The sequence below is a fragment of the Streptomyces sp. NPDC042002 genome, assembly GCF_055588305.1.
This window is the reverse complement of sequence record NZ_JBVJCT010000017.1, coordinates 1-23845: the sequence shown is the minus strand read 5'-3', so window position 1 is coordinate 23845 and position 23845 is coordinate 1. Positions and strand designations below refer to the sequence as shown.

Sequence of the window (23845 nt, the reverse complement as noted above, 5' to 3'; positions counted from 1 at the left end):
GGAAGGCTGGCGACCGGACCGGGGCGCCCGGGGGGGGGCGGAGTCAGCGGAGCAGCAGCTGTACTCCGCCGACCACCGTCGCCGCGATCACCAGGCGTTCGAAGAGCAGCTGGTTGATGCGCTTCACCGCCCACTTCCCGAGGAACGCCCCCGGCACGACGAAGACGGCCAGGGCCGCGTCAAGGAGCAGCGAACGGCCGTTGATCAGGCCGAGGCTCGCGCTGAAGGGCAGCTTGGAGACGTTGACGATGAGGAAGAAGAAGGCGGAGGTGCCGAGGAAGCCGAGCTTGCGGAAGCCCGTCGAGAGGAGATACATCGACATGACCGGGCCGCCCGCGTTGGCGACCATGGTCGTGAACCCGCCGAGCACACCGTAGGAACGAGCCCTGACGCGGCCCGCGCGGGTCACGACGGAGTCGGGTTCCTCGTCCTGGACGGCGGCCCGCCGGCGCCACACGGTGATCCCGGTCATCACCAGCAGGGTCGCGCCGATCGAGGTCCGTACGACCCCGTCGTCGGCCCACACCAGGAACACCGTGCCGAGGACGACACCGGCGGCGACCGCCGGGAACAGGCGCCACAGCGTGGGCCAGTGGGCGTGGCGGCGGTAGGTGGCGACGGCGAGCACATCGCCGACGATCAGGAGGGGCAGCAGGACACCGGTCGAGGCGCGCGCGGGCAGTACGGCGGCGAAGACCGCCAGACTGACCGTGTTGGCGCCGCTGACGGCGGTCTTGGAGAAGCCGACGAGCAGCGCCGCGGCGGCGAGAGCGGCGAACTCCCCCATGGATATGTGCCAGAGCGTCATCATGTTCATGCGGAGGCCGATGCTATGCCCACGCACCTCGCCCGGGTGAGGAGGGTCCGGACGTCAGTGGCGCTCGACCAGGACCGCGCTGCCCTGCCCGACGCCGACGCACATCGTGGCCAGGCCGCGCTCGGCGCCCGTGCGGCGCATGCGGTGCAGCAGGGTGGTGAGGATGCGGGCGCCCGAGGCGCCGAGCGGGTGGCCCAGCGCGATGGCGCCGCCGGTCGGGTTGACGAGGTCCGGGTCGATGCCGAGACGGTCCACGCAGGCGAGGGCCTGGGCGGCGAACGCCTCGTTGAACTCGGCCTCCTGGACGTCGGCGACGGTCCAGCCGACGCGTCCGAGCGCCTTGCGGGTGGCGGGCACGGGCCCGATGCCCATGACGTCGGGATCGACGCCGGCCGAGGCTCCCGCGACATACCGTCCGAGCGATTCGAGCCCGAGTTCGTTCAGGGCTTCCTCGCTGACCAGCAGGAGGCCCGCGGCACCGTCGTTCATCGGCGAGGCGTTGCCCGCGGTGACCGTGCCGCCGGCGCGGAACACGGGCTTGAGGCGGGCCAGCTTGTCGAGCGAGGTGTCCTCCCGTACGCATTCGTCGCTGTCGACGATCACACCGTCGGGACGCTCCACGGGGAGCAGTTCGGCGTCGAAGCACCCGTTCTTACGGGCGTCCGCCGCACGCTGGTGGCTGCGGAGCGCGAACGCGTCCTGCCGCTCGCGCGAGACGCCGTACCGCTCGGCGACCTCCTCCGCGGTCTCCCCCATGGACAGGACGCCGTGCAGGTCCTTCATCGCCGGGTTGACCAGCCGCCAGCCGAGCCGGGTGTCGACGGTCTCGATGCGGTGCGGCAGCGCCTCGTCCGGGCGGGGCAGCACGAACGGGGCCCGGCTCATCGACTCGGAGCCGCCGGCGAGCACGATGTCGGCCTCGCCTGAGGCGATGGCGCGGGCCGCCGTCGTGACGGCTTCGAGGCCCGAGGCGCAGAGCCGGTTGACGGTGGCGCCGGGCACGCTGTGGGGCAGTCCGGCGAGCAGCGCGGCCATCCGGGCGACATTGCGGTTGTCCTCGCCTGCCTGGTTGGCGGCGCCCCAGTAGACGTCGTCGATGCGGGCCGGGTCGAGCGTGGGCACCTCGGCGACCAGAGCGCGGATCACGCTCGCGGCGAGGTCGTCGGGCCGTACGGAGGACAGGGCCCCGCGCAGCTTGCCGATGGGCGTGCGGCGGGCGGCCGCGAAGTGGACGGGACGCACGACAGGACTCCTGACGGACACCGGAGACGGGCACCGGACATGTAATGAGCACGACCATTAATTAGCACTGCTAGTTTTGGACTATAACCCCGTCGCGGGCCCTTGGGAAGATCCCCCGCGGCCGGTATCGGCCCATCCGTCCCGGGCCCCGGAGCCCGCGGGGCACCGCGCCGCGCCCCGGAGCGGACCGGGGCCACCATCCCCCGAAGCCGCGCGCCGGTGACAGCCGCTCCCGGCCGCGGTGACCGTCGGGTGGCCGAGGATCGACGGCTCCGCGCGCCCCGCACTCCGCGTGGATGGCACACTGCTCGCGCACCCCGCCGAACACGGGTCGACGGGGTGAACGGGCCCAGCGGAGCAGGGAGTTGTCGTATGACGGGAACGGAGTCCCCTGGGGACCGGATCGACACCGGCAGGCCACATCCGGCACGGGTGTACGACTGGTACCTGGGCGGCAAGGACAACTACCCGGTCGACGAGCGGCTCGGGCAGCAGATCACCGCGCGCGATCCCGGCGCCAAACGGGCCGCGCGCAGCAACCGCTGGTTCATGCAGCGGGCCACCCGCCACCTGGTCCGCACGGCGGGAATCCGCCAGTTCCTCGACATAGGCACCGGCATTCCCACCGAGCCCAACCTCCACCAGATCGCGCAGAGCACCGCTCCGGACGCCCGGGTGGTGTACGTCGACAACGACCCGATCGTCCTCGCCCACGCCGAGGCGCTGCTGCGCGGTACCCCGGAGGGCCTGACCGAGTACGTCCAGGCCGACGTGCGCGAGCCGCGGAAGATCCTCGACGAGGCCGCGCGCGTGCTCGACCTCGACCGTCCCGTGGCCCTGTCACTGATCGCGCTGATGCACTTCATCGCCGACGACAGTGGGGCGTACGAGCTCGTGGAGACCCTGGTCGACGCGCTGGCGCCGGGCAGTTTCCTGTCGCTGTCCGCGATGACCGCCGACTTCGAGCCGGAGGACGTACGCCGGGGCATCGAGGCGTACGCGCGCGGCGGTGTCACTCTGGTGGGCCGTTCGCGCGCCGAAGTGAGCCGCTTCTTCAAGGGACTTGACCTGGTCGAGCCGGGCGTCGTCTCCGTGAAGGACTGGCGTCCCGAGCTCGCGGAGGGCGAGACCCCGATCGGCGACGAGCCGGTGTCCTTGTACGGCGGGGTCGGCTTCAAGCGCTAGCCGAGGCCGGTCACTCCGCCCGCCGGTGAGAGGTGGCGGGGGTGCTGGTGAGTGGCGGCGGGGGCGGGAAGCGTGCTCCGCCGTCTTCCGGACCACTCGCGCACCACCCTGGTGTACGCGCTGGTCCACCCGCGGGCGAAGATCGGCGAAGCCGTCCGCCGCGTTCCGCACATGTGCTCGACCGCGGGCGCGGCCGGTCGGGCATCATGGCTTCGTCGGGCGGCGAGTGAGGGGTACACGAATGGACCGGAGCGCGCATCTTCCGGAGGAGCCGTCAGCACCGCAGTTCCGGCTGGACGCGCTGCTGGAGGACCTGCAGGAGCAGGTGCAGCGTGTGCGCGGCACCCAGAACCGGGTGCACACCCTTCTCGAAGCCGTTCTCGCGATCGGCAGCGACCTGGACCTGGACGTGGTCCTGCGGCAGATCGTGGAGTCCGCGGTACAGCTCGTCGACTGCCGTTACGGAGCACTCGGCGTCCTCGGCGACGAGGGCGGCATCAAGCAGTTCATCACGGTCGGGATCGACAAGGAGACCATCGCCCGCATCGGGAACTATCCCCGGGGAGAGGGCATCCTCGGCCTGCTCATCCGCGAGCCGCACGCGCTGCGGCTTCCCGTCCTGAGCGACCACGCGGACTCCGTCGGCTTCCCGTCAGGCCACCCCCCGATGACCACGTTCCTCGGCACCCCCGTGCAGGTCCGCGACAAGATCTTCGGCAACCTCTACCTCACGGAGAAACACGGCGGGGCCGAGTTCGACGCCGAGGACGAGGCGGTACTGCGCACGCTCGGCGCGGCGGCCGGTGTGGCCATCGACAACGCCCGGCTGTACGACGACGCCCGGCGCCGCGAGCGCTGGCTGGCCGCGAGCAGCGACCTGACCCGCACCCTGCTGTCGGGCGCCGATCCGGTCGACGTCCTGCACGCGTTCACGGCGACGGTCCGGGAACTGTCCGAGGCGGATCTGGTGACCCTGGCGCTGCCGGTGACCGGCACCACGGACCTGGTCATCGAGTCCGCCGAAGGACGCGACGCCGACCAGGTGCGGGGGCTGGCCCTGCCCGACGGAACGAGTCTGGCGGCCAAGGTGTTCGCCTCCGGTGAGCGGATCGTCAGTCCGTCGCTCAGCGAGGACCCGCGCACCGGGACGGGCAGCGCGTCGGTCCTGGAGCTCGGTCCGGCGTTCGTGATTCCGCTGGGCACCCCGGAGCGGGTGCGCGGCGTTCTCCAGGTCGCGAACCGGCAGGGCGGCACCGTGTTCCCGGACGCCACCATCGACATGATCGCCGGGTTCGCCGGTCATGCCGCGCTGGCCCTGGAGATCGCCGAACACCGCCGCGACGCGGAGCAGTTGCTCGTGCTCAACGACCGTGACCGCATCGCGCGCGACCTGCACGACCTGGCCATCCAGCGACTCTTCGCCAGCGGACTGAGCCTGCAGTCGGTGCTCAACCGTCTCTCGGACCGGCCCGACGTGGCCGAACGTGTCCAGCGGGTGGTGGACGACCTCGACGACACGATCAAGGTCGTACGCTCCACGATCTACGCCCTGCGGGAGAGCGACCGGGCGGGAGCCACCGGTCTGCGCGCCCGGCTCGTCACCGAGGTGGGCCGAGCGGCCGAGACACTCGGCTTCACGCCCTCCCTGCGCATGGGCGGCCTGCTGGACACCGACGTGTCCGACGAGCAGCGGGAACACGTGGTCGCGGTCCTGCGCGAGGCCCTGTCGAACGTGGCCCGGCACGCCCACGCCACCGCCGTGGAGGTCACGGCCGAGGCCACCGCCACCACCCTGCGGCTGCGGGTGGCGGACAACGGCCGCGGCATCGGCCCCGAGGTCACCCGCCGCAGTGGTCTCGGCAACATCGGCACCCGCGCCGACCACCTCGGCGGCGGCTTCGCCCTGACGGCCGGCGAGCCGAGCGGCACCGTCCTGGAGTGGACGGTACCGCTGCACCACGACGACCCGGCCTGACCCACGGCGCCTCCCCCTGCCGTCACCCGGCCGGAGCGCCTCGGCACCCGCCTCCGCGCCGTACCGCCACCACGGCCGGGACGCCGACCCGCGCACGGCCCGGGTCAGGGGCCCTGGCTCGCGTTCAGTGCTGGTCGGCCGGGGCTGGACTGTCGTCGATGAAGCCGCCCGACTGGTGACGCCACAGCTTCGCGTAGGCGCCCTCCGACGCCAGCAGTTCCTGGTGCGTGCCCTGTTCGACGATCTTCCCGCGGTCGAGGACGACGAGCCGGTCCATGGTGGCGACCGTGCTCAGCCGGTGTGCCACCACGAGCGCCGTGCGCCTCTCCATGAGCCGCCACAGCGCCTCCTGGACAAGGATCTCGCTCTCGGAGTCGAGGGCGCTGGTCGCCTCGTCGAGCAGCAGGATCGGGGCGTCGCGCAGGATCGCGCGGGCCAGGGCGACCCGCTGGCGCTGGCCGCCGGACAGCTTGATGCCGCGTTCTCCGACCATGGTGGCGAAACCGTCCGGCAGCGCGTCGGCGAACTCCGTGACGTGCGCCGCCTCTGCCGCGCGGCGGATCTCCGCCTCGGTGGCGTCCGGACGGGCGAAGGCGATGTTGTCCCGCAGGGTGCGGTGGAACATCGCCGGGTCCTGCGGCACGTAGGCGATCAGGCCGCGCAGGTCGGCCTGGCGCAGCTTGCTGATGTCCTGACCGCCGATCAGGATGCGGCCGTCGTCGATGTCCGTCATCCGCAGCAGCAGCCGGGTGAGCGTGGTCTTGCCTCCGCCGGACCGGCCGACCAGACCGATCTTCGAGCCGCTGGGCACGGCCAGTTCGAGCCCGGTGAACAGCGGCTTCGCCCCGCCGTGGGTGAAGGTCACCTGTTCGAAGCGGACGTCGGCGGCGCGGGACCGCAACGGCTCCGGAGCGACCGGGTCGAGCACGGTCGGTGGCGTCATCAGCAGTTCGGTGAACTGGGCGGCCTCCGTCATCGAGCTTTCCAGCCGACGGTAGATCTGGTTGAACTCGAACATGATCCGGGTCGCGTTGGCGTAGTACGTGAAGGCGACCACGACCGCCTCGACGCCGTGCTCGCCGCCGCCGAGCGTGATCGCGAGCAGCAGGCCGAGCGCGTTGGTCAGGACGGACATCGGCGCGACGAACGTGTCGATGCGCAGGTTGCCGTAGTCCCACGACCGCAGGGTGAGCCGCCGCGAGGCCGCGACACGGGAGCGGTGCTCGGCCGCCTCGCGCTCCTCCGCGGCGAAGGCCCGGACGGTGTCCATGTTCATCAGGCTGTCGGCGACATGGCCCGAGACCCGGGCGATGGCCTCCTCGCGCTGGTCGACGAGTGCCTGGCGGCGCCGGATGAGCGGCACCACGCACACCCCCGTCACGGCGATCATCACCAGGAGTCCGACGACGAGCAGCGGTTCGTAGCGCCACAGCACCACCGACCCGAACAGGAGCGGTACGAGGCTGCCCACGACCTGGAACGTCATCGTGTCGACGAATTCCTCGAAGCGGGAGGCGAAGCTCAGCACCCGCTTCGTCAGCGAGCCGGCGAAGTTGTCGTGGAAGAACGAGGCGTCCTTGGCGAACAGTTCGTCCATGCCGATCACGTACAGCCGCTCGATGCCGAGGGCGTCGAGGCGGTTCAGGCAGTGCAGACCGAGGCGCCAGAACGCCTCCGCGAGCAGCAGGACGCCTCCGAAAGCGAGGACGTAGGGCAGCGCGGCGCCGAGGGAGACACCGCTGCCGGCGCCCGCGATACGGCCGACGAGCTTCGCGACGATGAGCGGCGCGATGTAGCTGATGCCGATGTTGCCCAGGGCCGGCATCAGCATGGCGGGCACCGTCAGCCGCCGGAGTCTGCGCAACTCCCTTCCGTAGTAACGAAGCGCGAGGAGCACCGAGCCCCTGCGCGGTAAGGCCTTGCGCGATTCAGGACGTGCTTCAGGAGATGCCATCCCAACCCTGTGTCGTCGTACGGCGGCCCGCCACGCCTCGCGCGGTTCACGAAGACGCCGATGTACGTACGCATATGGGCAGGCCAGGAGTTGCAGTGTCCCGTGACGGCGGCCACACGGTCCAAGCGTTTTTCTCGGCCATCGGGCCGCCCCGGACAGCTGTACGACCTGGTCCGGAGCGAGTGGCGGACTACCGGGGACGACGGGTGACCGGGTACGACAGAGGCCGTTTCCTCAGTGCTGAGGAAACGGCCTCTGAACCACGACTCAAAAAGTCGGGACGACAGGATTTGAACCTGCGACCCCTTGACCCCCAGTCAAGTGCGCTACCAAGCTGCGCCACGTCCCGATGCCCGTCTGACCTGGGGTTTCCCCTGGCTGGACGTGCACGGAAACAATACCGCACTCGTGCCGGTGGTCGCGCACCCGTTTTCGCCGGGCCGGTTGCCGCCCGCCCGGGTCCTACGGGCCGGGTCCGGGCGGATGAGCGGTCCGGAGGATGACCGGTTCCCGCTTCACACGGCTCGGCTGTTGTCCCGTCGCGCCGGTTCGAGCGGTGTGGCGGTGGTGGTCCGCCGCCGGGGCACGGGACCGTCGACGCGCACCAGGTCGCGAATCGCGGGCACCGAGAGCAGCGCCGTGGAGACGACGAGGGTCATGACGGCGGCTATGAGCAGGACGCGGTCGGCGCCGAGGGCCGCGGCGGCGGGCCCCGCGAGTGCCTGGCCGACGGGCAGCATCGCCAGGGAGCCCGCGACGTCGTAGGCGTGGATACGGTTGAGGACGTCGGGTGCCACCTGCGTCTGCACGCTGGTCGCCCACATCACACCCCAGAGCGACATGCCCGCACCAGCGATCACCGCTCCCGCCGACATGGCGGCCACGCCGAGCCCCGCACCGACGGACGCGGGAAAGCAGGCGAAGGCGAAGAGGGCGACGGAACCGGTACGCAGCATGCGGCGCGGGCGCAGTCGCAGCGCGACGAGTCCGCCGATGACGGTTCCGGCGCCGAGGGCGGAGTTGATCAGACCGTAGGCGCGGGCTCCGTGCCGCTGCACCACCTCGGTCGCCACCAGGGGAACGGTCGGGCCCCAGGTGGAGATCATGTAGACGCACCAGATCACGATGACGGCCCACAGCCACGTACGGGATCTGAACTCCCGCCATCCTTCGGCGAGATCGGCCTTGAAGCCGCCGCTGTGCGCCCGGCTTCCGGGGGCGGCCGGTGGCAGCCGGAGCAGCAGCAGGCACAGGGCGCTCAGCGCGAACGTGCCGGCGTGGGCCACGAAGACCCCTCCGGCGGAGGCGAACGCCACCAGCAGACCCGCCAGGGCGGGCCCGGCGAGCTGGGCGGCGGACTCGGCGATCCGGATGGCGCCGTTGGCTCCCTGGATGTCGGTGGCGAGGCGCGGCACGGTGCTGGCGACGCCGGGCTGGAAGACCGCGCCCGCCACGCCGTTGACCGCGCCGATCACGCAGATCTGCCAGAGGACCACGTGGCCGGCGAAGAAGAGGGCGGCGGCGATCGACTGGGCAACCAGCCGCACGAGGTCGGCGCCGATCATCAGTTTGCGGGTGCTGAACCGGTCGGCGATCACTCCGCCGAAGATCACCAGTCCGGCGAAGGGTGCGGCCGAAGCGGCCATGGCGAGGCCGACGGCGCCCACCCCGTAGCCGTACTCCAGCAGTCCCGCGGCGAGGGCCACCGGCAGCATGGTGTCGCCGAGCCGGGCGAGGGCACGCGCCACGAAGAACAGGGCGAAGTCCCGCGACCAGACGGGCCGGGGCGGCCGGTCGGCGAGAACGTCGGCGCGGGCGCGACCCGGACCCGACACCCCGGACGCGCCGCTCCCCCGCTCGGCCGAGCCGCCACCCGCCGAGGCGCCGCCCCTCAAGCTTCCCCCCGCCGAGCCGCTCCCTGCCGAGCGGTCAGACACCGAGCCACCTGCTGCCGGGCAGCCCCCCGCTCCCGAGGCGTCCGCCGCCGAACCGCGTTCACCGCGGCCGTCGTCCGCCGCTCGGGCCCCCGCTGAACCGTCGTCCGCCGCGCGACCCGACTGCTCTTCGTGCGGTGGCTCCTCGCCCGATGACGTCATGGTCATCCCGCTCGCGCCCCTCCCCCTGCCCCACGGCTCCCCCACGAAGCCGCCCGTCCCGCTCTTCATCCGTGCTTCCGGATCACTCCCCCTTCGGATCATGCCACGGGGCACCGACAACGCAGCGGCCGTTTCAGTCGGCGGACGGGAGCCCCAGCTCGGGGTGGGCGTCGATCAGTCGGGGCGGGGCCGCCTGACGCCAGGAGTCGGCCAGGATGTCGCGGAGTTCGTCGTCGTCCTCCAACTCGGCGAGCCGGGCCCGGACCCAGGCGAAACCGGCCTCGTGGCCGGCGATCCAGAACTTCCCCGGCTCGGCCAGGACCAGTTCGTCGCGCTCCTCCTTCGGGCAGCGCACGGCGATGGAGGTCTCCGCCTCGGGCAGCGTGACGAACATCTTTCCCGCGACCCGGAAGGTGGGCATGCTCCAGGCGGTCTTCTCCGTCGTGTCCGGCAGGGAGAGGGCGATACGGCGTACGTCTTCGGCATCCGGCATGAGACGCACGGTAGCCAACGGCACTGACATTGATGCGGCGAAGCACGACGTCGACGGTGGGCCGGGGGGCGCCGACCGCGGCCGTCCCGGCGAACCATCAGCTTGACGAGTTCGGCACGGTGGCGGCTGTTGGGCTTGCCCGGGACGGCGCGGGCGACGGTGCCGAGCAGTCGGTCGTCGGCGTGGTCGTCGGCGTCGGCGCCCCAGACCGCGCGGTGGCCGGCCGGGACCCCGGCCGCGCGCCCACGCCACCAGGCGTTTGCCCCTCCACCTCGCTGAGGCGGGTGCGACATCGTCCGCCCGTACCCATGGCAGAGACGGTTCAGGAGGGAGGCTGGGGCTGATCCCGGCGCGCTCGGCGCGGGAGAGGGCCGACCCGCTCAGTCGACCGTCGCCGCTTGCGTCAGGGCCTCCAGGACGGGCCGGATCAGCGGATGGTCCTCCGCGCCACGGCGTACGGCGGCGAAGACGCGGCGGGTGGGCGCGGTGCCGTCGACGGGACGGACGACCACACCCGTCAGCTCCATGCCGCGCAGCGCCGAGCGGGGCACCAGAGCCACGCCCGCGTCGGCGGAGGCGAGGGCGACGACGGCGCGGAAGTCGTCCGAGGAGTGTTCGAGGCGCGGCTGGAATCCGGCGTTCTCGCAGGCCAGGACGACTACGTCATGGCAGGGGTTGCCGGGGTACGGGCCGATCCACGGGTCCTTGGCCAGCTCGGCGAGCGGCACCTCCTCGGCCTCGGCCAGGCGGTGCGTGACGGGGACGACCGCGTCGAAGGGCTCGGCGTAGAGCGGGACGTGCGTCAGCCGCGGGTCGTCCGCGTCCGGGGCGCCCCGGTACTCGACGGCCACCGCGATGTCGACCTGCCGGTCGAGCACCATCGGCAGGCTGGCGTCGCCCTCGGCGTCCTGGACGCGGACGAGGATGCCGGGCGACGTGACGGCGAGGCGCGCCAGCGCGGGGGCCACGACCAGGCCGATGCCCGTCGCGAAGGAGGCCACGGTGACCGTACCGGCGGAGCCCGAGCTGTACGCGGCCAACTCTGCCTCCGCGCGCTCCAGTTGAGCCAGGACGGCGTTGGTGTGGCCGAGCAGGATCTCGCCCGCGGGCGTCAGCCGTACGCCCTTGGCGCCGCGCTCGACGAGCCGGTGGCCCGTCTCCTGCTCCAGGGCGGTCAATTGCTGCGAGACCGCCGAGGGCGTGAGATAGAGCGCGGCGGCCGCCGCCGTCACCGTGCGGTGGTCGGCCACCGCACGAAGGATGTGGAGCCGCCGCGCTTCGATCATGTGACCGATTCTCTCAGGTCACGCGCCTTTTCCGGCCATCAGACCGGTGTGCGCCCCGGGCGCGAGGGCGCACCCGGCGTCAGGCGTCGAGTTCCGCCCGCGCCGCCACGAAGGCGTCCACGGCCCGGTTCACGTCCTCGGTCGAGTGCCCCGCGGAGAGCTGTACGCGGATACGGGCCTTCCCCTGCGGGACGACCGGGTAGGAGAAGCCGATCACGTACACGCCGCGCTCCAGGAGCAGCTCCGCCATCCGGCCGGCGACGGACGCGTCACCGATCATCACGGGGGCGATCGCGTGGTCGCCGGGGAGGATGTCGAAGCCCTCCGCGGTCATCCGGGAGCGGAACAGCGCGGTGTTCCCGGCGAGCCGGATCCGCAGGTCGTCGGCGGACTCCAGCAGGTCGAGGACCTTCAGCGAGGCCGCGGCGATCACCGGCGCGAGCGTGTTCGAGAAGAGGTACGGGCGGGACCGCTGGCGCAGCAGCGCGACGATCTCGGCGCGGGCCGCGACATAGCCGCCGGAGGCGCCGCCGAGGGCCTTGCCGAGCGTGCCGGTGATGATGTCGACGCGGTCCATGACCCCGTGCAGCTCGGGGGTGCCGCGGCCGCCGGGGCCGACGAAGCCGACGGCGTGCGAGTCGTCGACCATGACCATCGCGTCGTAGCGGTCGGCGAGGTCGCAGATCTCCTTCAGGGGAGCGACATAACCGTCCATCGAGAAGACGCCGTCGGTGACGATCAGGCGGCGGCGCGCGTCGGAGGCGTCCTTGAGCTGGGCCTCCAGGTCGGCCATGTCGCGGTTGGCGTACCGGAAGCGGCGCGCCTTGGAGAGGCGGATGCCGTCGATGATCGAGGCGTGGTTGAGGGCGTCGGAGATGACCGCGTCCTCGGCGCCGAGGAGGGTCTCGAAGACGCCGCCGTTGGCGTCGAAGCAGGAGGAGTAGAGGATCGTGTCCTCCTGGCCGAGGAACGCGGACAGCCGCGCCTCCAGCTCCTTGTGCACCTCCTGCGTACCGCAGATGAAGCGCACGGAGGCCATGCCGTAACCCCAGCGGTCGAGCGCCGCGTGGGCGGCGGCGACGACCTCGGGGTGGTCGGCCAGACCGAGGTAGTTGTTCGCGCAGAAGTTGAGGACCTCACCGGGGCGGCCGCCCGAGGTGACGCTCACGGTCGCGGACTGCGGGCTGCCGATGACCCGCTCGGGCTTGTGCAGTCCGGCGGCGCGGATCTCTTCGAGGGTGGTGCGGAGGTCGTCGCGCACGGAGTCGAACATCATCAGTTCCTTAGAGTCCTCAGAGGGTCCAGTCGAGAATGACCTTGCCGCCGCGGCCGCCTGCCGCGTCGTCGAACGCTTCCTCGTAGTCCCGGAATCCGTAGCGGCCGGTGATCACGGGCGAGAGGTCGAGGCCGCTCTCCAGGAGGACCGACATCGCGTACCAGGTCTCGAACATCTCGCGGCCGTAGATGCCCTTGATCGTGATCATGGAGGTGACGATCCGGGACCAGTCGACCGGGAACTCCTCGGACGGCAGGCCCAGCATCGCGATCCGGCCGCCGTGGGTCATGTTGGCGATCATCTCGCGCATGGCCTCGGGGCGGCCGGACATCTCCAGGCCGATGTCGAAGCCCTCGCGCAGGCCGAGCGTGCGCTGCCCGTCGGCGATCGTCGAGCCCCCGACGTTGAGGGCGAGGCTGACGCCGATCTTGCGGGCCAGCTCCAGGCGCTCCTCGCTGACGTCGGTGATGACGACGTTGCGGGCGCCCGCGTGGCGGGCCACCGCGGCGGCCATCAGGCCGATCGGACCGGCGCCGGTGATCAGGACGTCCTCGCCGACCAGCGGGAAGGACAGCGCGGTGTGCACGGCGTTGCCGAACGGGTCGAAGATCGCGGCGACATCGAGGTCGACCGGGACCCGGTGCACCCACACGTTCTGGGCGGGCAGCACGACGTACTCGGCGAACGCGCCGTCGCGGCCGACGCCGAGGCCGACGGTGGCACGGCAGAGGTGGCGCCGCCCGGCGAGGCAGTTGCGGCACTTGCCGCAGACCAGATGGCCCTCGCCGCTGACGCGGTCGCCGATGTTGATGTCGGCGACGTCGCGGCCGGTCTCGACGACCTCGCCGACGAACTCGTGGCCGAGCACGAGGGGCGTGGTGATGGCCTGCTGCGCCCAGCCGTCCCAGTTGCGGATGTGCAGATCGGTGCCGCAGATCCCGGTCCTGAGGACCTTGATCAGTACCTCACCGGGGCCGGCCTGCGGCTCCGGAACGTCCGTGAGCCAGAGTCCGGGCTCCGCCTTCTCCTTGACCAGCGCCTTCACTCGACGGCTCCTGTGCGTGAGATCCCGGGAAAGGGCACGCCGAAGCAGGCCCGCGCCGGGGAGAGGGTGAATTCACCCAGGAATCTGCCGTACGACGGTGCCCTTGGTCCATCGAGGATTTCTTAAGCTCGGCCGCAGCTTTGCTTCACACCCCAGTTCTCCCTAGCGCTGCCCGGGTCCGGAGGTCGGGCCGCCGGAGTGGCCCAAGAGGGGGACGGCGGTGGCGGGGGGGGGGTGACTACGTGGACATGCATGACCCCCGTCCCATGGGGGCTCATCACCTACGTCAAGGGCGGGCCCCGGGCGGCCGGCAAGTCAGGCTCCCGCGTCCCGGCACGTCGTCAGAACCCCTGGATCCCCTCCCGCCGTTCGAGCCGCTCGACCAGCTCGGCCGCCATCGACTTGATGGTCTCCAGGCCCGCCCTTCCCCACGGACGCGGTTCGACGTCCACGACACAGATCGTGCCGAGAGCGATGCCGCTGCGGTCGATCAGCGGGGCACCGAGGTAGGAGCGGACGCCGAACTCGTCGACGACCGGATTTCCGGCGAAGCGCGGGTAGTCGCAGACGTCCTCCAGGACGAGGGCCTTGCGGCGCACCACCACATGAGGGCAGAAGCCATGGTCCCGGGCCATGTAGCGGCCCACTTCGAGCTCGCTCCCGTCCGCGGCCGCCACGAGATCGGTGCCCTTGGCGCCGTCCGGGGTGTGCAGACCCGCGAAGAACTGCTGCTCCTCGCCGATGAAGTTGACCATCGAGTAGGGCGCCGCGGCGACCCGCGCGAGACGGTCCGCGAAGGCGTCGAAGGCGGGCTCGGAGCGCTCCCCGAGACCCAGCCGGCGCAGCCGCCGCACCCGGGCGGGAGCGTCCCTGTCCTCCGGCGTGAGCAGCAGACGGCCGGCCGGCCGCGGCGGGTCGTAGCTCATGTACGGGCTCCGTGGGTCGGGGAGTGGGCCGGCGCGTGGGCGAGGAGGTGACGGACCAGGGAGAGCAGGGTCTGCACCCCCGAGCTGGAGATCCGGGCGTCGCAGCACACGACGGGGATCTCGGGGTCGAGGTCGATGGCCGCGCGCACCTCGGCCGGGTCGTAGCGGTACGAGCCGTCGAACTCGTTGACCGCGACGATGAACGCGAGACCGCGTTGCTCGAAGAAGTCGACGGCCGCGAAGCAGTCCTCCAGGCGTCGGGTGTCGGCGAGGATCACCGCGCCGAGCGCGCCCTCGGAGAGCTCGTCCCACATGAACCAGAACCGCTCCTGCCCGGGTGTGCCGAAGAGATAGAGCACATGTTCCGGGTCCAGGGTTATGCGGCCGAAGTCCATCGCGACCGTCGTCTCGACCTTGTTCTCGATCCCGTCGAGCCTGTCGGTCGAGGCGCTGACCGTGGTGAGCAACTCCTCCGTACTGAGCGGCGCGATCTCGCTCACCGCGCCGACGAACGTCGTCTTGCCGACCCCGAACCCGCCCGCCACCAAGATCTTCAGTGCGGTGGGGAAGGGGTCAGAGCTGTCGTCGTAATCCATCGAGCACTGCCTCCAGAAGTGACCGGTCAGTGGGGTTGTGGTGGAACTCCGGGGGCTTCGTGGTGAGCGCCCCGCAGTCGACGAGGTCGGACAGCAGCACCTTGGTGACCGCAGCCGGCAGCTTCAGATGGGCGGCGACCTCCGCGACCGAGACGGGTACCCGGCAGCGTTCGAGCGCCTGGCTGTGCTCGGGGCCGAGGTAGCCGAGGGGGGTGGCTCCGGTGGCCATGACCTGGGAGAGGAGGTCGAGCGCGGTCGTCGGCCTGGTCCGGCCGTTGCTGACGGTGTAGGGGCGCACCAGGCGTCCCGCCGCGTCATCGAGCCAGGGCCCGTCGCCGGCCGCGGCCGCGTTCAAGACCTCATCGCCGTGGGTGCGACGGCGTGCTGCCGGGGTGCGGTGACCAGATAGGGCCGGACGCTCTTGACCAGCATCGCCATCTCGTAGCCGAGCACGGCCGCGTCGGCCTCGCGGCCCGCGAGCACGGCGAGGCAGGTGCCGGAGCCGGCCGTGGAGACGAACAGCAGGGTCGAGTCGAGCTCGACCACGACCTGGCGCACCTCACCGCCGTCCCCGAAGCGCACGCCCGCGCTGCGTCCGAGGGAGTAGAGGCCGGAGGCCAGCGCCGCCATGTGGTCGGCGCTGTCCGGGTCGAGGCCGTGGACCGACTTCACGAGCCCGTCGCAGGAGAGCAGCACCGCGCTCGTGGTGTGCGGTACACGCTGGACGAGGCCGCTCATCAGCCAGTCGAGGTCGGATACGTGGCCGGTCGGCGCATCGCTCGCCATGGGGGATCGACTCCTTGAGGTACGAAGGTCCGCGGGAGCGGTGGGGGTGGGTGTGAGGGTGGTCATCCGGCCGGTGCGCTCCCGTCGTGCCGGGTGGGGCGGTCGTGTCCGGACGGGGTGTCGCGGGTCCCGTGCGGCGCCGGTGCGTGCGGCGTGTGCGCCTGACTCGGGTGGGCCGCCGGTGGGCCGTCCTCCAGGGCTGCGTCCAGGGGGTCGCCGCCGCCGGCGAGGGTGCCCGTGGGCAGCTCCCCTTGGGCCTGGACCGCACCGTCCCCGCGCGGTGCCTCCAGGCGCGCCCGGTCCGGGAACGACGCCGGGGCGGCCGGCTCGGCCGTCGGCGACACTCCCTGGGAAAACTCCGGCTGCTCCCCGCCCGCCCGATCCGCGTCGGCTGCCTCCGCGAGCCCGATCCCGCGCTGGAACGCCGCCATGAGCCCCGGGTCGTGCCCGACGAGGTACTCGTTGTCCTGACGGGGGGCGGGCCCTTCGCGCAGTTGCGGAACGATGTGCTCCTGAGCGCGCCGCTTGGGCAGGTGGGGCTTGCCCATGGTGCCGCGCACGACGCCGGCGCGCGGTGTGGGCGGCATGGCCGCGCTCTCGGCGGCGGCGAGCCGGTCCTCGGGGCGGATGCCGGGTACGGCCTCGGCCGGATTGGGCCGCTCCGCGCGGGCGCCGCGTACGGGGAGCGGTGCGGAACCGCCGCGACCCGCGACCGGCGGGACACGCGGAAGTGCCTGCTCCGCTCGTACCGGTTCCCGGGCGGGCTGCCGGGGCGACTGCCGGGGCACGGGGGCGACCAGGCGGCCCCCGGGAAGGACCGGAACCTGCGCCGGTGCCGAGTGCGTGGGCCCGGCTCCGATGGCGGGCCGGTGGTGCCCACCGTTCGTCTCGTGCGGCGGCGCCTGCGTCACGCCCGCGTCCTCGACGGCGCCCGGCTTTGAGCCCAACAGGCCCTGCGGGACCACGAGTACGGCCTGGACGCCGCCGTAGATGTTGCTCTGGAGCCGTACGTGGATGCCGTGCCGGCGGGCGAGCTGCGAGACCACGAACAGACCGATGCGCCCGTCCTGGAGGAGGCCGGCGACATTGACCTGGTCGGGGTCGGCGAGCAGGGCGTTCATCTTGTCCTGTTCGGCCGCCTGCATGCCGAGCCCGCGGTCCTCGACCTCGATGGCCAGTCCGGAGGTGACGAGGTTGACGCGCAGCAGCACCTGGGTGTGCGGGGCGGAGAACACCGTGGCGTTCTCGACGAGTTCGGCGAGCAGGTGGATGACGTCGGCGACCGCGTGGCCGCGCAGGTTGCCCTCGATCGGGGGCACGAGTTTGACCCGCGAGTACTGCTCGACCTCGGCGATCGCGGAGCGCAGCACCTCGGTCGTGGAGACGGGGTTGCTCCACTGCCGGCGCGAGACGGCGCCGCCGAGCACCGCCAGGTTCTCGGCGTGCCGTCTGATGCGGGTGGCCAGGTGGTCGACGTGGAAGAGCCCCTTGAGGAGGTCCGGGTCCTCGATCTCGTTCTCCAGCTCGTCGAGGATCGAGATCTCGCGGTGCACGAGGGACTGCAGGCGCCGGGCCAGATTGACGAAGACCTCGACCTTCTGCTCGCTGCCCGCGTGGCTGGAGAGCTGCGAGGCCTGCACGACGGCCACGACGGCGCCGTCGTGGGCACGGGAGATGTCGGCGGCGAGCAGTTCGAAGTCGTCGGCGTCCGCGGGAGGACGGCGGCGCGTCCTGCGCGCGGGCGGCTCCTCGCCGCGGCGCAGACCCTCGACGACGGCGCGCAGATCGGTCTCGGTGCGGGCGCTGGTGCGGCGCAGGGCTCCTATGCGTTCCCGTACGGACGTGGCGGCGCGATCGGCGGCCACGGCGGCGATCACGATGCCGGCCAGGGCCACGCCCACCGCTCCGGCGAGGACGGCCCACAGGATCGGGCCGGGGCGGGCGCCGGTGGAGCGGACGGTGAACAGTACGGCGGCGCACGCGCTGAGGGCCACGGCGGTCGGCGGCAGGACCGCGAGGCGCAGCAGCTGGGGCCGCAGGTGCGTCTCGGGCGGCGGAGGGGTGGCACGGGCGGCCGGTCGTCCGTGCCGCCCGCCCTCACGGCGGTCTGCGCGTGCGGCCGGTGCGCGAAGGTGAGACATCGGCGTCCTCGTACTGGATGCGTCGGGGGCACGGAGCTCCCGCGGGTCTGCGCGACTCGGGCGTGTGCCATCGCGGTGCCGGTCGAGAGAGCCGAAAAAAACGGCCCTGCGTCGCCCGTCGGCAACTGACAGTAGTCGCCAACGCATCATGTGCGGTGGGCTGTTGACAAACTCCCCCAGGTAGCGTCCCGCCCTGGTATGAGGCGTCGTACGGCTGACCGATAACCCTGTCGGACGCACGTTCGCATCGAACCCCGGACCCGATCAGAGCTGGTCAGAAGCGGTCGCAAGCAAAAGGCGAGGGCCGGGGAGCATTGCGCTCCCCGGCCCTCGCCCTGGATCGGTCGATCAGCCCGCGGACACCGTTTCGGGCTCTCCGGTGCCCTCCGTCGAGCGGCCGGTGGTGTCACCCGGCGTGTCGGCGGCGACGCTCTCCTCGATGGCCGGCCAGCCCTCCTTCGGCGTACGGGCCACGCCACGCCACCACGGCTCGGAGGGGACGGTGTCGGCCGTGGGCTCGAAGGGCTCGCCGGGGCGGGGCAGCGCCACGCGCGCTCCGACCGCGCGGGCGGCGGCCAGCGCGCCCTCGCCCGGGTCGGACCAGGCGTGGGTGGAGAGATTGAACGTCCCCCAGTGGATCGGCAGCATCACTCCGGAGGGCTCCCCGCCCTGGAGGTCGAGGTGGGAGCGCATGCCCTCCTGGGGCGTCATGTGGATGTCGGGCCAGAAGTCGCTGTACGCGCCGATCTGGATCATCGTGGCGTCGAAGGGACCGTGGGCCGCGCCGATGTCCTTGAAGCCCTGGAAGTAGCCGGTGTCGCCGCTGTGGTAGATCCGGTGCGCATCGCCCTCGGCGACCCAGGAGGCCCAGAGGGTGTGCTGGGTGTTGCGCAGGCCCCGGCCGCAGAAATGGCGCGCCGGTGTCGCCGTCAGGGTGATCCCGCCGACCTTGGTCGACTCCTGCCAGTCCAGCTCGCGGATCCGGTCCGCCGAGACGCCCCAGTGCTCCAGATGCGCTCCGACGCCGAGCGGCACCGCGAACACCGTGTCCGTGCCGGCCAGCGCCTTGATCGTGGGCATGTCGAGGTGGTCGTAGTGGTCGTGCGAGATCACCACGACGTCGACCGGGCCCAGCGCGGCCAGCGGCAGGGGCACCGGGTGCAGCCGCTTGGGACCGGCGAAGGCGAAGGGGGAGCAGCGCTCGCCCCAGACCGGGTCGAACAGCACACGGTGGCCGTCGATCTCGGCGAGGACGCTGGAGTGCCCCATCCAGGTGAGCCGCAGGCCGGTCGCGGCGGGCCTGGCCAGGTCGGCGAGCGTCGTCGCGTGCACCGGCACCGTCCCGGTCGGGGAGCGGTGGGCGCGCTCCTCGCTGCGGAAGTAGACCTTCGCGAACTCCAGCATCGAGCCGTCGGGGCGGGTGCGGGCGGTCTCCGGGTTCTGGAAGACACCGTCCGCGAAGTTCGGTGAGTTGCGGATGCGCCGCATGCGCGCACCAGCCGGATCCGCGCCGAAGGCGGCGGGCCGCAGCGCGCGGAGCCCGGAGCTCAAGGTACGGAAACCGGTCACGGATACCTCCAGATGGAGTCGGTCAGGCTTTCATTATGGTCGTCGCCTCTGACAGCGCCGGGTCGCCCCGGTCACAAAGCGATGTCCGTGACCCTGGGTCTGTATGTGCTCAACCCCGGCGCGCCCGCGCTTCTTCCGCCCGAGGGAGACGTTCTGGGCGCCACCGCGCCCCCGGACGACCGTCGGATGACCGCCAGTGGGCCGCCGGTGGCCCGTCACCGCAGGACTCCGTCCAAGTACGGCACGGGTTCACCGAGCGGACCCGACACCGCCCCGGACCGTCCCACTCTGGTGCCCGCGACGCCTTCCCCGACGATCCGTCCAGTGCGTTGACACGACCCGGCGCTCATTCCGATACTGACTCAGTATTCAGTAGACCGGTCATCGTCCCGGTGGCCCCAGGGCCGCGCCGGCCCGTCCACCTCCCTGGAGACACCGTGTCCGACCTGGCCGCCGAACCGGCGACGACCGAGGGCGCCCCGTGCCTCATGCGGCGCGTCGTCGCGCGGAGCCTGTGATGGGCGAGACACTCACCGGCGGCGAGGCCCTCGTCCGCGCCCTGTGCGGCCACGCCGTGACCCAGGTCTTCGGTATCCCCGGCACGCACAACCTGGAGATCTACCGCCACCTGTCCGCGTACGGCGTCCGGCACGTCCTGACGCGCCACGAACAGGGCGCCGGATACGCCGCCGACGGCTACGCGCGCGTGACCCAGCGCCCGGGTGTCGTGATCACGACGACCGGCCCCGCCCTGCTCAACGCGGCGGCCGCCGTCGGCCAGGCGTACTCGGACAGCGTGCCGCTGCTCGTCGTCTCCCCCGGCATGCCGCTGCGCCATCCACGCCTCGCCACCGGTCTGCTGCACGAGACGCTCAGCCAGACGGAGGCCCTGCGGGGCGTGGCCGCGTTCAGCCATCGCGTCTCCTCGGTCGCGGAGATCGACGCGGCGGTGGCGCGCGCCTTCACCCTGTTCCGCACCCGTCGGCCGCGCCCCGCGCACATCGAGATACCCCTCGATCTGCTGGAGGCCGCCGAGGAGACCGGTCCCGTCCGCCTCACCCCTCCTGCCCTCCCCCTCGCCCCCGCCGCGGCAGCCGTGGAGCGGGCCGCCGAGGCCCTGCGCGGGGCGCGCCGTCCGGCGCTCGTGCTCGGCGGCGGAGCGCGCGGCGCGGCCGTCCCTGGCATCGCCCTCGCGCTCGCCGAGAAGCTGGGCGCTCCCGTCCTCACCACGGCCAACGGCAAGGGGATCGTCCCCGAGACCCATCCGCTGTCCCTCGGCGTGTCGCTCCACAGCCCCTCGGTCCAGAACTGGCTCACGGAACGCGACGCCGTACTCGCCGTCGGCACCGAACTCGCCGAGTCCGACCTGTGGTCCGCGCGGCCCGCCCTGAACGGCACGCTGATCCGCGTGGACCTGGACCCGGACCAGATGTACGCGGGCCTCCCCGCGGACATCGCCGTCGTCGGCGACGCGCGGCTCTCCCTGACGGCCCTGCTCGCCGCGGTCGGGACATCCGGCGGTGTACGCCGTCACGCGCGCGTGCCTGACGAGGACCCCGTCCGGCGGGCCGGAGCCCTGCGGGCCGCGCGGGACGCCGAGACCGCCGGGCGGGACGCCCGCTGGATCCCGTACCTGCGGGCCGTCCGTTCCGTCCTCGCCGACGACGCCGTGATCACCTCGGACAGCGCCCAGTGCTGCTACTACGGAGCACTCCCCCACCTCCCGCTCGGACCCGAGGGCCGCTATCTTCACCCGACCGGCTTCGGCACGCTCGGCTACGCGCTGCCCGCGGCGATCGGCGCCAGGACGGCGTTCCCCGACCGCCAGGTGGTGGCGCTCAGCGGGGACGGCGGCCTCCAGTTCACCGTGCAGGAGCTGGCGACCGCGGCACAGCTCGGCCTCCCGCTGCCCGTCGTGGTGTTCGACAACGGCGGCTACGGGGAGATCCGCGACGAGATGGCCGCCCGGGGCGACACCCCCACGGCCGTCGACCTCGCACCGGTGGACCTGCCCGCCCTGGCCCGCGCCTACGGAGGACAGGGCACGCGCGCGTACGGCCCGGACGAGCTGACCGCCGCGCTCACCGTGGCACTGCGCACCCCCGGCCCCACCCTGATCGCCATCCCCGAGGAGACCCCATGACCGCCCCCCTGATGACGCTCACCTGGACGGACCATGTCACCGGCCGCCCGGGATACCTCGTCGTCGACCGGCTCGTGCGCGGTGTCTCCAGCGGCGGACTGCGGATGCGGCCCGGCTGCACGCTGGAGGAGGTCGCCGGGCTGGCCCGTGGCATGACCATGAAGGAGGCCCTGCACTACAACCCCGAGGGCCGCTACATTCCGCTGGGCGGCGCCAAGGGCGGTATCGACTGCGATCCCCAGGACCCGGCCGCGTACGGCCTGCTCGTGCGCTACCTGCGCGCCATGCGCCCGTACATCGAGGCCTTCTGGACCACCGGCGAGGACCTCGGGCTCAGCCAGGACCTGGTCGACCGGGCCGCCGAGGAGGCCGGGCTCGTCTCGTCCATCCAGGCCGTGTACCCGCTGCTCGACGACGAGACGGCGGCCCGGAAGCGGCTCGCGGACGCCTTCGCGGTCGAGGTGGACGGCATCGGCCTCGACGAACTGGTCGGCGGCTGCGGCGTCGCCGAGTCCGTGCTCGCCGCCCTGGACCGGGCCGGGGTGCGGTACGCGGGAACGCGCGTCGCGCTACAGGGACTCGGCACCATGGGCGGGGCCACGGCGCGCTTCCTCGCGCGCGCGGGGCTCAGGATCGTGGCCGTCGCCGATGTCAAGGGAACCATCGCGAACCCGGACGGCCTCGACGTGGAGGCACTGCTCGCGGCACGGGACACGTACGGGACGGTCGACCGCGCGGTGCTGCGCCACACCGACCGTGAACTGCCCGGTGACGCCTGGCTGTCCGCCGACGTCGAGGTGCTGGTGCCCGCCGCTGTCTCGTACGCGATCGACACCGCGAACCAGCGAGGGATCAGGGCCCGTTGGATCGTCGAGGCGGCCAACATGCCCGTCCTCGCGGACGCGGAGCTGCTGCTCGCCGCGCGCGGGGTCACCGTCCTGCCGGACGTCGTGGTCAACTCCGGTACGAACGCCTGGTGGTGGTGGACGCTGTTCGGCGACATCGGCGCCGACGCGGACGAGGCGTTCGCCCACACCCGGCGCTCCATGCGCGCCCTGATCGACCGCACCCTCGCGCGCGCGGAGGCCGACGGCACCACGCCGCGGGCCGCCGCCCACGCCATCGTCACCGACCGGCTGCCGGTGATCGCGGAGCGGTACGGGTGGTACCGGTGAGGACGCGGAGCCGCTGACCGCCGTCCACCGCGAACTCGTCGGGCCGGCGGCGGTCCCGCCGCCCCGCGCACACCCGAACGCCCGCGCCGGCAACGCGCTGACCGGGCCCCGGGGCCGCGGTCCACGGGAGCCGGCCGGTGGTGATCGGGCCGGCCTGAGCCGATCGAACAGCCGGGCTCCGGGCAAGGCTGCGAGAAGGGCCCGGCCGGAGGCGTCAACTCCTGCCGGGGCTCCGCCGAAGTGCCTGTGTGTAGGGTTGCCGCGTGGCGAGAGTGCGGTTGAGCGTGGCGGAGCGGCGTGAGGAGTTGCTGCGGGCCGCCGTCGAACAGATCGAGGCGCGGGGCGTGGCGGCGGTACGGATCGCCGACGTGGCCTCGTCCCTCGGCGTGAGCAACGCGCTGGTGCTGTACCACTTCTCGACGAAGGAGAAGCTGGTCGCCGCCGCGTTCACCTACGCGGCCGAGGACGACCTCGCCCATCTGCGCAAGCTGCTCGGCCGCCGTACGACGGCACTGCGACGCCTGCGGACCGCCGTGCGCTGGTACGCCCCGACGGGGCAGGCCAAGGGCTGGCGCCTGTGGATCGAGGGCTGGGCGGTCGCCCTGCGCGAGCCCGCGCTGCGCGAGGTCACCCGCGATCTCGACCGCCAGTGGAAGGCCGCGATGACCGAGGTGATCGCGGAGGGCGTGGCGGCGGGTGAGTTCCAGTGCCCGGACCCCACGAGTGCCGCCCTCAGGCTCACGGCGCTGCTGGACGGACTGGCCGTCCAGATGACGGCGTACTCGGGAGCCGTGTCACGGGCGCGGACCCAGGAGTGGGCGGACGAGGCCCTCGCCCGTGAACTGGGCCTTGAGCGCGAGGCGTTGATGGCGGCGGTGCGCTGACACGCGTGCGGGCCCGGTGTCCCCCGCTCCGCCTCGGTCCATTTCGTGGTGCCTCTCCACGCCGTCTCCGCCCATTTCCTAGGCACTGTTTCTCGGATCATGTGCGGAGCCAGATGAGGAGGGCTGCGAGGGTGACGGTGCCTAGGTAGATGTAGGCGCGTTTCTCGTAGCGTGTGGCGACTGAGCGGAAGCCTTTCAGGCGGTTGATGGCTCGTTCGACTGTGTTGCGCTTCTTGTACCGCTCGCTGTCGAAGCC

19 protein-coding genes, 1 tRNA gene and 2 pseudogenes are annotated in these 23845 nt (G+C 72.2%); 5 read left to right on the top strand and 17 right to left on the bottom strand.

The genetic code is table 11. The features are described from left to right. Positions 1-43 precede the first annotated feature (43 nt). Positions 44-817 carry a sulfite exporter TauE/SafE family protein gene (locus tag ACZ6KY_RS24230; protein ID WP_469312370.1) on the bottom strand — a complete coding sequence of 258 codons (774 nt, stop codon included), beginning with the start codon at positions 815-817 and terminating at the stop codon, positions 44-46. Between the two features lie 54 nt (positions 818-871). Next, the gene (locus ACZ6KY_RS24225; protein ID WP_469312369.1) at positions 872-2059 is read right to left on the bottom strand and encodes a thiolase family protein; all 1188 of its coding nucleotides are present in this window, start codon (positions 2057-2059) and stop codon (positions 872-874) included. A 372-nt stretch (positions 2060-2431) separates the two neighbouring features. On the opposite strand from ACZ6KY_RS24225, the gene ACZ6KY_RS24220 reads away from it, so the two are divergent. Together ACZ6KY_RS24220 and ACZ6KY_RS24215 are read left to right on the top strand one after the other, a co-directional pair. Beyond that, on the top strand, positions 2432-3244 hold the full coding sequence (locus ACZ6KY_RS24220; RefSeq protein ID WP_469312368.1) for an SAM-dependent methyltransferase: 813 nt from the start codon (positions 2432-2434) through the stop codon (positions 3242-3244). 241 nt (positions 3245-3485) lie between these two features. Then, positions 3486-5219 (top strand): GAF domain-containing sensor histidine kinase, encoded by a 1734-nt coding sequence (locus ACZ6KY_RS24215; protein ID WP_469312367.1) that lies wholly within the window; start codon positions 3486-3488, stop codon positions 5217-5219. 124 nt (positions 5220-5343) lie between these two features. On the opposite strand, the gene ACZ6KY_RS24210 is transcribed toward ACZ6KY_RS24215, so the two are convergent. The 14 genes and pseudogenes from ACZ6KY_RS24210 to ACZ6KY_RS24145 all read right to left on the bottom strand — a co-directional run bounded on the left by ACZ6KY_RS24210 (position 5344) and on the right by ACZ6KY_RS24145 (position 19387). Continuing rightward, on the bottom strand, positions 5344-7173 hold the full coding sequence (locus tag ACZ6KY_RS24210; RefSeq protein WP_469312366.1) for an ABC transporter ATP-binding protein: 1830 nt from the start codon (positions 7171-7173) through the stop codon (positions 5344-5346). Between the two features lie 275 nt (positions 7174-7448). Then, positions 7449-7522 (bottom strand) — tRNA-Pro (locus tag ACZ6KY_RS24205). A 166-nt stretch (positions 7523-7688) separates the two neighbouring features. After that, positions 7689-9008 carry an MFS transporter gene (locus ACZ6KY_RS24200; RefSeq protein ID WP_469312365.1) on the bottom strand — a complete coding sequence of 440 codons (1320 nt, stop codon included), beginning with the start codon at positions 9006-9008 and terminating at the stop codon, positions 7689-7691. Between the two features lie 394 nt (positions 9009-9402). Beyond that, the gene (locus ACZ6KY_RS24195; protein WP_469312364.1) at positions 9403-9762 is read right to left on the bottom strand and encodes an MmcQ/YjbR family DNA-binding protein; all 360 of its coding nucleotides are present in this window, start codon (positions 9760-9762) and stop codon (positions 9403-9405) included. 71 nt (positions 9763-9833) lie between these two features. After that, positions 9834-10025 (bottom strand): annotated as a pseudogene (locus tag ACZ6KY_RS24190) (GNAT family N-acetyltransferase); the annotation flags it as partial. Between the two features lie 117 nt (positions 10026-10142). Beyond that, entirely contained in the window at positions 10143-11048 is a 906-nt protein-coding gene (locus tag ACZ6KY_RS24185; RefSeq protein ID WP_469312363.1) for a LysR family transcriptional regulator, read from the bottom strand. 79 nt (positions 11049-11127) lie between these two features. Further along, positions 11128-12321 carry a glycine C-acetyltransferase gene (locus ACZ6KY_RS24180; RefSeq protein ID WP_469312469.1) on the bottom strand — a complete coding sequence of 398 codons (1194 nt, stop codon included), beginning with the start codon at positions 12319-12321 and terminating at the stop codon, positions 11128-11130. Between the two features lie 19 nt (positions 12322-12340). Continuing rightward, complete coding sequence (gene tdh / locus ACZ6KY_RS24175) at positions 12341-13369, bottom strand: L-threonine 3-dehydrogenase (RefSeq protein WP_469312362.1); 1029 nt, start codon at positions 13367-13369, stop codon at positions 12341-12343. Positions 13370-13710: 341 nt separating this feature from the next. Continuing rightward, positions 13711-14295, bottom strand: coding sequence for a GAF domain-containing protein (locus ACZ6KY_RS24170; protein ID WP_469312361.1), 585 nt, complete (start codon positions 14293-14295; stop codon positions 13711-13713). Continuing rightward, positions 14292-14891: a GTP-binding protein gene (locus ACZ6KY_RS24165; protein WP_469312360.1), complete on the bottom strand. Its 600-nt coding sequence runs from the start codon at positions 14889-14891 to the stop codon at positions 14292-14294. The genes ACZ6KY_RS24170 and ACZ6KY_RS24165 overlap by 4 nt, the downstream gene beginning before the upstream one ends. Then, positions 14869-15246, bottom strand: a complete 378-nt coding sequence (locus tag ACZ6KY_RS24160; protein WP_469312359.1) for a DUF742 domain-containing protein — start codon at positions 15244-15246, stop codon at positions 14869-14871. The genes ACZ6KY_RS24165 and ACZ6KY_RS24160 overlap by 23 nt, the downstream gene beginning before the upstream one ends. Next, the gene (locus ACZ6KY_RS24155) at positions 15243-15677 is read right to left on the bottom strand and encodes a roadblock/LC7 domain-containing protein (RefSeq protein ID WP_469312358.1); all 435 of its coding nucleotides are present in this window, start codon (positions 15675-15677) and stop codon (positions 15243-15245) included. The genes ACZ6KY_RS24160 and ACZ6KY_RS24155 overlap by 4 nt, the downstream gene beginning before the upstream one ends. A gap of 62 nt (positions 15678-15739) precedes the next feature. Further along, positions 15740-17818, bottom strand: coding sequence for a sensor histidine kinase (locus ACZ6KY_RS24150; protein ID WP_469312357.1), 2079 nt, complete (start codon positions 17816-17818; stop codon positions 15740-15742). A gap of 348 nt (positions 17819-18166) precedes the next feature. After that, the gene (locus tag ACZ6KY_RS24145; RefSeq protein WP_469312356.1) at positions 18167-19387 is read right to left on the bottom strand and encodes an MBL fold metallo-hydrolase; all 1221 of its coding nucleotides are present in this window, start codon (positions 19385-19387) and stop codon (positions 18167-18169) included. Positions 19388-19904: 517 nt separating this feature from the next. Between ACZ6KY_RS24145 and ACZ6KY_RS24140 the strand changes: the two genes are divergently transcribed. The 3 genes from ACZ6KY_RS24140 to ACZ6KY_RS24130 all read left to right on the top strand — a co-directional run bounded on the left by ACZ6KY_RS24140 (position 19905) and on the right by ACZ6KY_RS24130 (position 23589). After that, positions 19905-21530, top strand: a complete 1626-nt coding sequence (locus tag ACZ6KY_RS24140) for a thiamine pyrophosphate-binding protein (protein WP_469312355.1) — start codon at positions 19905-19907, stop codon at positions 21528-21530. After that, positions 21527-22705, top strand: coding sequence for a Glu/Leu/Phe/Val dehydrogenase dimerization domain-containing protein (locus ACZ6KY_RS24135; RefSeq protein WP_469312354.1), 1179 nt, complete (start codon positions 21527-21529; stop codon positions 22703-22705). The genes ACZ6KY_RS24140 and ACZ6KY_RS24135 overlap by 4 nt, the downstream gene beginning before the upstream one ends. 263 nt (positions 22706-22968) lie before the next feature. Then, a complete protein-coding gene (locus ACZ6KY_RS24130) occupies positions 22969-23589 on the top strand; it encodes a TetR/AcrR family transcriptional regulator (RefSeq protein ID WP_469312353.1) in 621 nt (206 codons plus the stop codon). Positions 23590-23686: 97 nt separating this feature from the next. Here ACZ6KY_RS24130 and ACZ6KY_RS24125 read toward each other — a convergent pair. After that, positions 23687-23845, bottom strand: a pseudogene (locus ACZ6KY_RS24125) (IS5/IS1182 family transposase); the annotation flags it as partial.